The organism is Streptomyces sp. NPDC001970, from assembly GCF_053594115.1.
The window spans coordinates 1-12,336 of the sequence record NZ_JBSFDW010000058.1; the positions used below are offsets into that span (position 1 = coordinate 1).

Annotated in this window: 12 protein-coding genes and 2 pseudogenes; 7 read left to right on the forward strand and 7 right to left on the reverse strand. The window is 70.8% G+C overall.

Annotated features, from left to right (window positions below; all coding sequences use genetic code 11):
• Nucleotides 1–9: 9 nt before the first annotated feature.
• The gene (locus tag ACWCP0_RS39060) at nt 10–471 is read right to left on the reverse strand and encodes an SDR family NAD(P)-dependent oxidoreductase (protein ID WP_451083482.1); all 462 of its coding nucleotides are present in this window, start codon (nt 469–471) and stop codon (nt 10–12) included.
• Nucleotides 472–676: 205 nt separating this feature from the next.
• On the opposite strand from ACWCP0_RS39060, the gene ACWCP0_RS39065 reads away from it, so the two are divergent.
• Entirely contained in the window at nt 677–1,510 is an 834-nt protein-coding gene (locus tag ACWCP0_RS39065) for a slipin family protein (protein WP_451083483.1), read from the forward strand.
• 95 nt (nt 1,511–1,605) lie between these two features.
• Here the strand turns inward: ACWCP0_RS39065 and ACWCP0_RS39070 are convergent, their stop codons facing one another.
• Together ACWCP0_RS39070 and ACWCP0_RS39075 are read right to left on the reverse strand one after the other, a co-directional pair.
• Nucleotides 1,606–2,385 carry a crotonase/enoyl-CoA hydratase family protein gene (locus ACWCP0_RS39070; RefSeq protein ID WP_451083484.1) on the reverse strand — a complete coding sequence of 260 codons (780 nt, stop codon included), beginning with the start codon at nt 2,383–2,385 and terminating at the stop codon, nt 1,606–1,608.
• A gap of 103 nt (nt 2,386–2,488) precedes the next feature.
• Complete coding sequence (locus ACWCP0_RS39075; protein ID WP_451083485.1) at nt 2,489–3,511, reverse strand: alcohol dehydrogenase catalytic domain-containing protein; 1,023 nt, start codon at nt 3,509–3,511, stop codon at nt 2,489–2,491.
• Nucleotides 3,512–3,719: 208 nt separating this feature from the next.
• Here ACWCP0_RS39075 and ACWCP0_RS39080 point away from each other — a divergent pair, with 208 nt between their 5' ends.
• Complete coding sequence (locus ACWCP0_RS39080) at nt 3,720–4,418, forward strand: NADPH-dependent F420 reductase (RefSeq protein ID WP_451083486.1); 699 nt, start codon at nt 3,720–3,722, stop codon at nt 4,416–4,418.
• 168 nt (nt 4,419–4,586) lie between these two features.
• Here the strand turns inward: ACWCP0_RS39080 and ACWCP0_RS39085 are convergent, their stop codons facing one another.
• The gene (locus ACWCP0_RS39085; RefSeq protein WP_451083487.1) at nt 4,587–5,444 is read right to left on the reverse strand and encodes an aldo/keto reductase; all 858 of its coding nucleotides are present in this window, start codon (nt 5,442–5,444) and stop codon (nt 4,587–4,589) included.
• A 439-nt stretch (nt 5,445–5,883) separates the two neighbouring features.
• On the opposite strand from ACWCP0_RS39085, the gene ACWCP0_RS39090 reads away from it, so the two are divergent.
• From ACWCP0_RS39090 to ACWCP0_RS39105, 4 genes and pseudogenes are all read left to right on the forward strand, one after another.
• Entirely contained in the window at nt 5,884–6,093 is a 210-nt protein-coding gene (locus tag ACWCP0_RS39090) for a DUF2180 family protein (protein ID WP_451083488.1), read from the forward strand.
• Nucleotides 6,094–6,208: 115 nt separating this feature from the next.
• A complete protein-coding gene (locus ACWCP0_RS39095) occupies nt 6,209–6,646 on the forward strand; it encodes a Fur family transcriptional regulator (protein WP_451083489.1) in 438 nt (145 codons plus the stop codon).
• A 76-nt stretch (nt 6,647–6,722) separates the two neighbouring features.
• Nucleotides 6,723–7,625, forward strand: a complete 903-nt coding sequence (locus ACWCP0_RS39100) for a LysR family transcriptional regulator (protein WP_451083490.1) — start codon at nt 6,723–6,725, stop codon at nt 7,623–7,625.
• A 42-nt stretch (nt 7,626–7,667) separates the two neighbouring features.
• Nucleotides 7,668–8,114: pseudogene (locus tag ACWCP0_RS39105) on the forward strand (MFS transporter); the annotation flags it as partial.
• 168 nt (nt 8,115–8,282) lie between these two features.
• On the opposite strand, the pseudogene ACWCP0_RS39110 reads toward ACWCP0_RS39105, so the two are convergent.
• Nucleotides 8,283–8,399, reverse strand: a pseudogene (locus tag ACWCP0_RS39110) (hypothetical protein); the annotation flags it as partial.
• Between the two features lie 31 nt (nt 8,400–8,430).
• On the opposite strand from ACWCP0_RS39110, the gene ACWCP0_RS39115 reads away from it, so the two are divergent.
• The gene (locus ACWCP0_RS39115; RefSeq protein WP_451083491.1) at nt 8,431–8,625 is read left to right on the forward strand and encodes a hypothetical protein; all 195 of its coding nucleotides are present in this window, start codon (nt 8,431–8,433) and stop codon (nt 8,623–8,625) included.
• Between the two features lie 25 nt (nt 8,626–8,650).
• Here the strand turns inward: ACWCP0_RS39115 and ACWCP0_RS39120 are convergent, their stop codons facing one another.
• Together ACWCP0_RS39120 and ACWCP0_RS39125 are read right to left on the reverse strand one after the other, a co-directional pair.
• Complete coding sequence (locus ACWCP0_RS39120; protein ID WP_451083492.1) at nt 8,651–9,100, reverse strand: pyridoxamine 5'-phosphate oxidase family protein; 450 nt, start codon at nt 9,098–9,100, stop codon at nt 8,651–8,653.
• A 4-nt stretch (nt 9,101–9,104) separates the two neighbouring features.
• Nucleotides 9,105–12,161 (reverse strand): AfsR/SARP family transcriptional regulator, encoded by a 3,057-nt coding sequence (locus ACWCP0_RS39125; RefSeq protein WP_451083493.1) that lies wholly within the window; start codon nt 12,159–12,161, stop codon nt 9,105–9,107.
• Nucleotides 12,162–12,336 lie beyond the last annotated feature (175 nt).

A 12,336-nucleotide genomic window follows, 5' to 3' on the forward strand; every position in this document is an offset into this window, starting at 1 on the left:
CCGAGGAGATCAACACCCGCAAGGGCTGAACCACGACACACCACCCCCCGGGGCCGCACGGTGCACCACACCGCGCGGCCCCACGCCGTTCCAGGTCCGGCAGTGCTCTCCGCCCGGCGCGGCGCGTCGGGTCAGGACTCCCCATTCATCGAGGGGTGCCACATGGGCCGCTCCCGCGATGTTGACGAGGATGTCCAGGCCGCCGAATTCCTCGACCGTCCGGGTCACTGCCGCCCGCACGGCCTGCGGATCGCCGCTGTCGACCCGGAAGACGAGCGCACGCCCGCCGGATTCCGCGATCTTCCCGGCGAGCGCTTCCGCCTCGTCCTTCGCGCTGCTGCAGGTGAACGCGACCGTTGCGCCGTCGGCGGCGAGGCGCGCGGCAATGGCGGCCCCGATGCCCCGGGAACCGCCGGTGACCAGGCCGGTCCAGCCGTCCAGAGCTCGCTCCGCGACGACCCGCTGCGTCATGTCAATGCCTACGGTGGGCGAACCAGCGCTGGACGACTCCGGCCTGATCGGCCTGAGCGGCTCCCTGATCACCGGCCCCGACCAGGATGTGACGCTCGGACAGTCACCAACCCTTTACGCGTTCCTGACGCCGCGTCCGCATCCGCCGCTCCCCCGCGATCGTCCTGACGTGTGTCGAACCCACCTCTTGAGGGAGTGTGTTGCCATGGATGGCGCTTTGGTCGGGGCCGTGATCGCCGTCGTCTTCGTCCTGGTGGTGCTGCGCAGCGGCATGCGGGTGGTCAACCAGGTGGACCGGGGCGTCGTGTTCCGCTTCGGCAAGGCGCTGCCCGCCTACCGGCAGCCCGGCATCACCTTCCTGATCCCCTTCGCCGACCGGATGAGGAAGGTGAACGTCCAGGTGGTGACCCTGCCGATCCCGACGCAGGAGGGCATCACCCGCGACAACGTGTCCGTGAAGGTCGACGCTGTCGTGTACTTCCGGGTCACCGATCCGCTGCGGGCCGCGATCGAGGTGCAGGACTATGTGTTCGCCGTCGGGCAGGTCGCGCAGTCCTCGCTGCGTTCCATCATCGGAAAGAGCGATCTGGACGATCTGCTCTCGGACCGTGAACGGCTGCACGAGGGGCTCGCCGTGATGATCGACAGCCCGGCGGCCGGCTGGGGCGTGCACATCGACCGGGTCGAGATCAAGGACGTACAGCTTCCGGAGTCGCTCAAGAGGTCGATGTCGCGTCAGGCCGAGGCCGAGCGCGAGCGGCGGGCCAGGGTGATCACCGCAGACGGTGAGTTCCAGGCGGCGCGGCAGCTCGCCAACGCGTCAAGGATCATGGCCGATACGCCGGAGGCGATGCAGCTGCGACTGCTGCAGACGGTGGTCGAGGTCGCCGCCGAGAAGAACTCCACCCTCGTCATGCCCTTCCCGGTGGAGCTTCTCCGTTACTTCGACCGTGCCGCCCGCCAATTCGCCGAGGGCAACGCCGCCGCGAACGACGTTCCGGCCCCCCGCACCGAGGGGTCACCGGATCCTCGGGAGTAGCGTCGGGGTTTCCTGCGCGGCACTCGCCGGGTCGGGGCGGCGCATGCTGCGGCGCCTCCACGACGGCCCGCGTGCGGTCAGGAGACCGTGGGGACTCAGTCCGTGAACGACCCGTGGCGGCCCGCACCGCCCGCGAACCGCCCGGCACCGGACAGGGTCTCCCCCGCGGTCAGCGGGACCAGGCCGTGCCGGTACTCGGCGGCCAGGGCGTCCGGCTCGCTCAGCCCGTGCTGCTCGCGCACGGACAGCCGGTCGTGACGCAGGCACAGCTGCGGGAACGCGGCGATCTCGCGGGCCAGCTGCTCCGCGGCCCCGCGGGCGCCGCCGGTCGGGACGAGGCGGTTGGCGAGCCCGATCTCGTACGCCTCCGGGGCCGGGACCGGCCGGCCCGTGAGGATCATGTCCATGGCGCGGCCTTCTCCGATCAGGCGCGGCAGCCGCACCGTACCGCCGTCCACCAGGGGCACGCCCCAGCGGCGGCAGAACACCCCGAAGACCGCGTCCTCTTCGGCGACCCGCAGATCGCACCAGACGGCCAGCTCCAGGCCGCCGGCGACCGCGTGCCCGGACACCGCGGCGATCACGGGCTTGCTCAGCCGCATCCGGGTGGGGCCCATCGGGCCGTCGCCCTCGGGCAGGACCTGGTTGGCCCGCTCGGTGCCGATGCCCTTGAGGTCGGCTCCGGCGCAGAAGGTGCCGCCCTCGCCCCACAGGACGGCGACAGCGGCGGCGTCGTCGTTCTCGAACTCCCTGAAGGCATCCGCCAGTTGAGCAGCCATCGGGCCGTCGACGGCGTTGCGCACCTCGGGCCGGCCGAGGATGACCGTGAACACGGGGCCGTCGCGCTCGATCCGCACAGCGGGGTTGTCGCTCATCCGTCGCCCTCCCGGAAGGGGTCACGCAGGGCCCGGCGGAGGATCTTGCCGGCCGGGAGTACGGAATCGTAGCGACGAAAGGCAGCCTTGGGGACCTGCGGCGTCAGCGGACCGCAAGCACCATCCGGAACCGGGCGGCGCCGGACAGCATCTTCCGGTACGCCTCGTCGGCCTGCTCCAGCGGCACGGTTTCGATCATGGGGCGGATCCCGTGCAGGGCGCTGAACGCCATGGTGTCCTGTACGTCCTGCGCGGTGCCGGACGGGTGCCCGCGGACGACCAGGCCGCGCATGAGCAGCTGGGCCGGGGTAGCACCCAGGGGCTCGACGTCCGCACCGGCGACCACCAGCTCGCCACGGTGGGAGAGCCCGTCGACGGTCGCCGTCATGGCCGCGGAGTTGGCGGCGGTGGCCAGGACGACCTTGGCGCCACCGAGGGACTGCAGCGCGTCCGCGACCGCGGTGTCCCCCGTGCTGTCGATGTAGTGGTGCGCGCCGAGTTCCCGGGCGAGGTCCTCCTTGTCGGCTCCGCGGGCGATGGCCACGGTCTCGAAGCCCATGGCGACCGCGTACCGCACTCCCAGATGGCCCAGGCCTCCGATGCCGAGGACGGCGACCAGGTCGCCCGCCCGTGCCGAGCTGCGCCGCAGGCCGTTGTAGACCGTGACGCCCGCGCAGGCCATGGGCGCCGCATCGGCCGCCTCCAGCGCGTCGGGGATCGAGGCCAGGGCGTCGGCCGGTGCGATCACGTACTCGGCGAAGCCGCCGTCGTACGCCCAACCGGGGACCTTCAGGTTCACGCACACGATGAAGTCGCCCTGTCTGCAGGGCGTGCAGTGACGGCAGCTGCCGCCGAACCAGCCCACGGTCACCCTGTCGCCCACCTGCCGGCCGTTCTGCGTCCCCTCGCCGAGTTCGTCGACCCGCCCCGCGATCTCATGCCCGGGGACCACGGGAAACCGGACGCCCGGAAGGAAGTCGTTGACGAAGAAGGCGTCGCTGTGGCAGATCCCGCAGGCGTCCACGGCGATCCGCACGTGGCCCGGGCCCGGCCGCGGTACCTCACGCTCGACGATCTCGAAGGGGCCACCGGCGGCGGCGACCTGTGCGACTTTGTGGGTGCTCATCTGGATCACTCCCGGATACCGGCACAACGGTCTCCCAGAACCAGCAGACCAGCTCCGGGCCGATCGCGCGCGCGGAACCCGTCCCGGGGCCTTCCCACTGCCTGCCACGGCGCCGCGCAGCCCGCCGTCCTGGACGCGAGGGCGGGCCCGGCGGGCGGAACCGACCGGTCAGGGGAATACCTTCCTGACACCCTCCGTTTGCGCCTCTATGGCAACGCTTGGACTGATTGGCAGCGGAAACATCGGCAGCACCGTGGCCGGACTCGGCGTAGCCGCCGGCCTGGACGTGGTCCTCAGCAACTCCCGCGGACCGGAGACCCTGTCCGACCTCGTGGCGGAACTCGGCCCCCGGGCCCGTGCCGCGACTCCGGAGGAGGCGGCGGCCGCAGGTGACTGGGTGGTGGTCAGCATCCCTCTGAAGAACTATCGCGCGGTCCCGGTCGCCCCACTGGCCGGCAGGATCGTCCTTGACACGAACAACTACTACCCCGAACGCGACGGTCGGTTCCCCGAACTGGACGCGGAGGAGACGACCACCAGCGAACTGCTGCAGCGGCATCTCCCGGAGTCCCGGGTCGTCAAGGCGTTCAACAACATCTACTTCCGGCATCTGGCCGCACTCGCACGGCCCACCGGCGCCCCCGACCGCTCGGCGCTGCCCATCGCCGGCGACAGCCCGGAGGCGAGGGCCTCCGTCGCCGAACTCCTCGACCGGCTCGGCTACGACGCCGTGGACGCCGGCGAACTCGCCGACAGCTGGCGTTTCCAGCGCGACACCCCGGCCTATGTCGTCCCGTACGCGAAGAACCCGCAGGGCCTGGGGATCTCCGGAGACGACCAGGGCACCCCGGCCGATGCCGCGACGCTGCGTGCGGCTCTGACGAAGGCGGTCCGTCCCACAGCCTGAGGCGGCCTCGGTCCCGCAGGGGTGAGCTCGGTCGGGCCCGGAGTTCCGGGCCACCGCTGACCGGCGCGCGGGAAGGCTGTCCGTGTGCGTACGGGCCGCCGGTTCCGCACGGCAGTGCTGCCACCCGGAACCGGCGGCCCGTACCTGTGTGAGGGCGTCCCCACGACGTCAGACGGCGTCCAGTTCCGCGAGTTCCTCGGCGGTGAGCACGAGGTCCGCGGCGGCCACCGAGTCGCGGATCGTCTCCGGTCGGCTGGCGCCCGGGATCGGCACGACCACGGGCGACTTGGCGAGCATCCACGCCAGGCACACACGCTGCGGGCTGACCCCGTGGGCCTCGGCGACCCGGGCGAACGGCGCGTACGCCGAGCCCAGTTGGCGGGCCTGGGAAATGCCGCCGAGCGGGCTCCAGGGCAGGAACGCGATCCCGAGTTCGTCGCACAGCCGAAGTTCCGGCTCGCTGGAGCGGAAGGCCGGCGAGAACTGGTTCTGCACGGAGACCAGCCGGCCGCCGAGGATGTCGTCGGCCAGCCGGATCTGGCCGGGGTCGGCGTTGGAGATGCCGGCCATCCGGATCTTGCCCTCGTCGAGCAGGTCGCGCAGCGCGCCGACGGACTCGGCGTAGGGGACCTTGGGGTCGGGGCGGTGGAACTGGTACAGCCCGATCGCCTCCACGCCCAGACGGAGCAGGGAGGCCTCGCACGCCTCCTTGATGTGCCGGGGGGACCCGTCCAGCGTCCAGCTTCCGTCGCCGGGGCGCAGGTGGCCGCCCTTCGTGGCGACCAGCACGTCCGAGCCGCGCTCGTGGGAGGCGAGGGCCTTGGCGATGATCGTCTCGTTGTGACCGATGTCGTCGGCGTCGCGGTGGTAGGCGTCCGCGGTGTCGATCAGCGTCACGCCGGCATCGAGTGCCGCGTGGATGGTGAGGATGGAGCGCGCTTCGTCGGGCCGCCCTTCGATCGACATGGGCATGGCCCCCAGGCCGATCGCGCTGACCTCGATGTCACCGATGCGGCGAGTGTGCATGTGTTCTGTGACCTTTCTCAGCGGTTCCGCTGTGTCGGCTGTGCCGGGCACGTCCCAGGGTGGTTCCCACGGCCGTGCAGCTACGGGCACGCATCTCAGCGTTGCCTGTCTGCGTCCCGCCGTCCAACAGAAGAAAACGAATGCACTCAGGAGCTGCGCTTCTGAATCACCGGGCCTGGTGATTGCCGGAGCGTGACGGGCGCCGTGCTCCGCGCTGCCGCATCATCACAGATTTGACTCAGTCCAATTTCGGTCGGTACATTTCAGACATTGGTCGGTGATGCACGGACGGACGACTCCGTCCGCCTCGTTGCACCCGACGTCGATCCACCGCCCCGCGACGCGACCATCGGCATACGGTCGCAAGCAGCCGCCGGCGGGGCGATTTCCGGTTCGAGTCCACGGCTCGGCCTTCCACACAACGGAGTTGACACACCGCATGAACTGTTACGACTGCATCCAGGAAGGACGCAAGAACACCACGGGCATCGGCGTCTGCGCGCGCTGCGGCCTGTTCACCTGCCAGGACCACGCGCGCATCGTCCGGGAACCCGTCCAGCAGCCCAACGGCATCACGCGCACGACGAGCCGCCTGCTGGCACGCAGGGTCGTCTGCACCACCTGCCGGGCAGCCGAGACCGTCCGCTGAGTCCAGCACCCGAACCCTGCCAGATTTGACCATGTCAATTGTAAACGGTACAATTCACTCGTCGGCGACATAGCCGACAGCACGAGACGAGGGGCGTCGAAGGAGTGACGAGACGATGGAGCAGCCGGCAGGCGACCTGCTCAAGCGCAAGGGTCTGCGCAGCACGACCCAGCGCCGTGCCGTCCTGGCGGCCCTGCAGGGACACCCCCACTCCACTGCGCCGGACCTCGAGGCGAGGCTCGGGGTGGGCAAGGGGTCCACGAGCGGCCTCTCGCGGCAAGGGCTGTACAACGTCCTCGATGACCTGACAAAGGCGCAGTTGATCCGCTGCATCGAGCCGGCGGGTTCGCCGGCCCGGTACGAGCTGCGGGTCGGCGACAACCATCACCACCTGGTGTGCCGCGGTTGCGGGCGCGTCGAGGACGTCGACTGCGTCGTCGGAGTGGCCCCTTGCCTGGATCCCGTGGAGAGCAAGGGCTTCGCCATCGACGAAGGCGAGATCACGTGGTGGGGCCTGTGCCACGAATGCCAGGAGCGCGCCGCCGTCTCGTGACCGCCCGCACGATCACTCCCCATTGAGGCCTTGGGGCGATCGAATCACCGAGATCAATCGACTAGGGTTCTCAATCATGGAACTTCGGCATCTGGAGTACTTCGTCGCCGTGGCCGAGGAACGGCACTTCACCCGCGCCGCCGAGCGGTTGCTGGTGTCACAGTCGGGGCTGTCCGCCTCGGTGCGTTCCCTGGAAAAGGAGCTGGGTGCTCAGCTCTTCCTGCGCAACACCCGCAGTGTCGAACTGACCGAGGCGGGCCGGGCACTCCTCGACGAGGCACGGCGCACCCTCGCCGGAGCACGCGCCGCGAAGGACGCGGTCGCCGCCGTGCAGGGACTCCTGCGAGGCATGCTGGCCGTCGGAACCGAACAGTGCCTCGGCGCGGTTCATGTGTCCGCTCTGCTGGCAGACTTCCGCGGCCGGCACCCCGGCGTGGGGATCCACATGCGGCAGGACGGCTCACAGGCCCTGGCCGAGGACGTCGCCGCCGGGCAGCTCGACGTGGCGTTCGTCGCGCTGAGCGGCCAACCCCCGGTCGGGGTGCGGCTCCTGCCCCTGTCGTCGGAGCCGATGGTCCTGCTGTGCCACCCCGGGCACCCCCTTGCGGAACGCGAGGAAGTGGAGTTGAGGGAACTCGACGGCGAGAGCTTCGTGGACTTCGCACCCGACTGGGGCGCGCGCGCCGTCTCCGACCGCGCCTTCGCCGAAGCCGGGTCCCAGCGGCTCGTCGCCCTGCAGGTCAACGATGTGCACAGCTTGCTGGACCTGGTCGGGCACGGGCTCGGAATGGCTCTCGTTCCCCGGCACATCGCAGACAAGCCCCAGGCGGACGCTTTGAGCGTCGTGCACCTGGCCGACGGTGACGCCGCGGTCTGGCGGGCGGCCGTCGCCGTACCGGATCCGGAGCGGACGGCGCCGGCCGCACGGCAGCTGTTGAGCATGGTGCCTGGGCTCGATTCGGTCCCGAGCCATAGGTAGACGGAGGTGAACCAGGCCACCGCCGTGAGGAACTGGCGGCCGCTGGCCGGGGCGCCGCGGTTCCTGATCCTCGCCTCCTACGCGCCGATGTGGGCGGTGCTCGTGGTGTCCGCGGTCAGTGGTTTCCGGAGCAGGCTTCCTCAACCCGATCCTGGCCGCGATCGTCTTCGAGCGGGTGCCCCGCCGACCGCTGGGGCGGTCAAGGCCCTGAGCACTTCGCTGGCTTGGGCCGGTGTCCCGCTCGGCGGACTGATCGCAGGCGCGGCGGTGACCTGCTTCGGGCTCGTACCGGTGCTGCTGGTCGGCGGCGCCGTCTACTTCCTCACGACGAACCTGGCCGGCCTGCGACCCGAATGGCGTGAGATGGACCGCCTTCGAGGCCGAAGCGGCCAGGAGCGACGTCCCGGGGCGGATGACCGGGCGACCGACAGCGACCTCACGACCGACGTCCGCTCGCATGCTTCCCCAGGCCCCGACGGCTCGGCGTGATCCCACCGGTTCGACGAGATGGGTCCGGCAGGCCCCAGCCCACGGTAACGGCGGCCCCGCGCCGCTCATGACCTGCCAGAACCCTCCGCCCGAGGCCCACCGGGTCCGCAGCCAGACTGCCGAGTCCGCCGGGAGCCTGCTCCCGTCCAGTGGCTCGCAGGCGAGCAGCACGGCTGTGTACGGCGGCAGTTCGACAGGGCTCTCGGAGAAGTTGACGACGCAGGCGAATCCGCCGGGGCGGGTGAAGGCAAGCACGCCTGGGGCCGCGGGCAGCCACTCCAGCACTCCTGCTCCAAGGCCCGTTTCCTCGCGCCGGATGCGCAGCGCCGCCCGGTACAGCTCCAGCGTGGAGTCCGGGTCGCCGCTCTGGGCCGCGACGGTGTGGTCCTTCCAGGCAGGCGGCTGCGGCAGCCACGGCTCGGCGGCCGCGTCGGCCGGGCTGAAGCCGAACGGCGCCTCGTCGCCCTCCCACGGCAGCGGTACGCGGCAGCCGTCGCGGCCCGGGTCCTGACCGCCCCGCCCGTCCGAGTCGGGCTTCAGCCTCGGCTCGTCACGGGACAACGGTGTAGGAGATCCTTCGCCGTGAGTGAGGTGGGCTCCAGACGCAGCCACCGCGTGCCTCGTCGGCCCGGATCGTCATACAGACAGTGGACGACGCGTCCATCCCACAGCGCTTCGTCCGCCCCCAGGTAGCGGACGAGCTTACGTCGGCCTCTCTCGACGTCGAAGGGCACGAGCTCGGCCCGTCCCCGGGCGATGACCTGTCGGACACGCCCCGTCGAAAGATCGCATTCGTCGACCACGAACGCGACCCCCGGGTCGGCCCGCACCCGATCGGACAATCGGGCCCACGGTCCCGTCAGGATCCAGAACGCTCCCTCGTCCCAGAGGAACCAGACGGGGCGCACGGTCGGCCCGTTCGTCGCCAGGCGCGCGGTGAGGGGTTGCTGCAGAAAGGAGTCCACGACGAAAGGACGAGCTGTCACCGGTTCATCTTCCGGCCTCGCACAGCCCCTTGCCCACCGACCTTTGGCCTAGGACTTGGGCGACGGTCCGGGACGACTGCTCGCCCAGGGCGAGGCGGAGCGCCTCGTCGAGGCCGAGCTCCGCCCCCTCGTCGAACGCGGCCTCGTATGCGCGGTCTCCGATGTGTTTCCTGGCCTGCTGCTCACAGCGGTCGCGTGCCGCCCGCAGCTCAGGAGAGCCGAACTGCGACGGGCCGGATGTTTGCCAGATCTCCCGGCTGACGGCCAGGAGGCGAGCGGCGCGGTCCGCGTCGCCGCTCGCCAGAGCCGCCTGCGCGAGCGTGTCGACACCCATGGCGATGCCCAGCGTGTCACCCAACTGGTGCTTCACCTTCAAGGAGGCCCGGGCGTACATGACTGCCGAGTCGATGTCGCCGCGGGCGAGATCCAGGGAGCTGCGGATGCTGTCGCCCCAGGCCCGGGTCCACACCTCGCCGCGGGCTTCGCACAGCGTCCGCTGCTCCTCCAGGGCCGTGACGGCCGCGTCGAGTTCGCCGCGCAGCAGCAGGACGAAGCCGTGACCGACCAGGGACATCGCCAGGCCACCGTGCCCGTGTGCCACGGCCCGCTGTCGGCGCACGCCGTCGGCGGTGTGGGAGACGGCGCGGTCGAGGTCTCCGCGCAGGGCTGCGGCCGTACCCAGCAGCTGGCCCACGAAGGCCAGTGCCACCGGGTCGTCCCGCTGTGCGGCGAGATCCCTGCACTCGGTGGCGCCGCGGTCGACGGCGTCGACATCGCCCTGCCCCATCGCGACATGCCCGCAGGCCCACAGGGCCTTGACCCGCTCCTGGCTCGGTTCCGCGGAGAGCCCGAGCAGCCGGTCGAGGTAGTGCCGTCCCTCCATGAGGAGTCCGCAGGCCGTCCAGAACCACCACAGGCTCGCGGCCAGATCCAGTCCGGTGAGGTGCTCCTCGGGCCGGGCGAGGCAGAACTCCAGCGCGGAGCGGATGTTGGCGTGCTCGTGCATCGCGCGCTGGCGCCATGCGGGCTGGCGCGGCCCGAACCAGTCGTCCTCGATGCGGTGCGCCAGCTCGGCGTAGTGATCCCGGTGGCGCAGCCGCAGGCGCTCCTGTTCGCCGCGCCGGTGCAGGCGCTCGGCACCGTATTCGCGCATGGTGTCCAGGATCCGGAGCCGTACGCCCCAGGAGTCCTCCTCTCGGAGCAGAATCGACTTGTCCACGAGCCCCAGGAGCAGTTCCGTGACGGTCTCCCGCGGGACCTTCCCGTCGCAGCAGACGGACTCCACCGCCTCGAGGTCGAAGCTGCCCGAGAACACCGACAGCCGCGCCCACAGCAGGCGTTCCTCCGGCGAACACAGCTGGTGGCTCCACTCCACGGCGGTACGGAGCGTCTGATGCCGGGGCAGTGCCGTCCGGCGGCCGGAGCCAAGCAGGGCGAAGCGGTCGTCGAGGCGTTCCAGGATCTGCTGGACGGACATCGATCGCAGCCGCACGGAGGCCAGTTCGCGTGCGAGCGGTATGCCGTCGAGGAGGATGCAGAGCTGCGAGACCGCCTCGCGGTTGTGCGGGCCGACGGTGAAATTCCGGTCCGCCGCACGGGCTCGCTCGACGAAGAGCGTGACGCCGTCGTGCTGGGTCGTGGGCGACGCGGCGTGGCCGGGCCGCGGTACGGGAAGCGGCGGCAGCACGAAGATCTGCTCCCCCGTGATGCCGAGCGACTCCCGGCTCGTGGCGAGTACACGGACCGCAGGCGCACTGCTCAGAATCGTCTCCGCGAGCAGCGCACACGCATCGACCACATGCTCGCAGGTGTCCAGTACGAGCAGGAGCCTCTTCACGGCGAGGTGCTCCCGCAGCAGCTGCACGGGGGATCCAAGGGTCTGGTCGTGCAGGTCCAGGGCCTGTGCGACCGTGTGGGCCACCAGGTCGGGATCGTGGACCAGGGACAGGTCGACCAACCGGACGCCATCGGGATACTCGCTCTGGACCTCGTGGGCCAGACGCACGGCCAGCCGGGTCTTGCCGACACCGCCCACCCCGGTGACGGTCACCAGCCGGGATTCCCTGAGCAACTTGGCGACGTCGGCGAGTTCACTCCGCCGACCGACGAAGCTGGTGACCTCGGCCGGTAACCCGCCCGCCCGCCATCGCCCTCGCGCGGGCGGCATGGCGCCGCGGTCCGCGGTCCGCTGCGGATGCGAGGAGGTCCGGGACGGCGGCTGCGCTCGCGCCTCCGTCCCCGCGTTCCCCTCCCCCTCCCCCTCCCGATCCGGCTCCGGCTCCGGCTCCGGCAGCCACGGGGCCGGTCCGTGGCCGGGTGCCAGCAGTCCGTCGTCGCGCAGCATGGCCTCGTGCAGTCTCCTGAGCGTTTCCCCGGGCTCGATACCGAGCTGGTCCCGTAACAGCATCCGGGTGTCACGGAACATCTCCAGGGCCTCGGCGCGGCGTCCGCTGCGGTACAAGGCGAGCATGCTCTGGGCACGGAGCCGTTCCCGGTAGGGATGCGAGCGCACCAGGACGGCCAGCTCCGCGGCCAGCTCGCCGTGTCTGCCCAGGTCCAGCTCGACCTCGACGCTCTCCTCGTACACCTGGATGCGCTGCTGATCCAGGTAGTCGGCCTCGGCGGCCACGGGGTCACCGTCCCGGACGCCGTGGAAGGCCGGACCGCGCCACAGCGAAAGCCCTTGCCGGAACAGCGAACTCGCCCGCTCCAGGTCGCCGGATCGGCGGGCGAGACGGCCCTGTTCGGCAAGGTGGGCGAAGCGCAACGAGTCGAGTTCTCCGTTGTGGGCACACAGCGCATATCCCAGGGCATCGTGCATCAGCCGCTGCTCGTCACCGAGTTCACGGCGCAGCCGGTGCACGTACACCTGCATGGTCTTGCGCGCGCTCCGCGGCGGACGGCCGTCCCAGAGCGCGTCCAGGATGTGCGTGACCGGCACCGGCCTGCCGACCCGACTCAGCAGGACGGCCAGCAGCCGGCGCAGCATGGGCGCGGGCAATGCGATCTCCCGGCCGTCGCGATGCACGGTCAGCGGCCCGAGGACAGTGAACTCGATCAAGTAAGTTCCCCCAACTCGATCATGCCGTCTCCCCCGAAGATCCCCGGAGCCGGCCCGCGCAGCGTGCCCGAACGGTGACGTCAAGGTCAAGAGGTTGCGAGCCCTCGACGCAACCGGTGCGCGCAACCAGGGCGCTACCGCCATGCAGCCGGCGCACTCGAAGGTGATGCCCGGT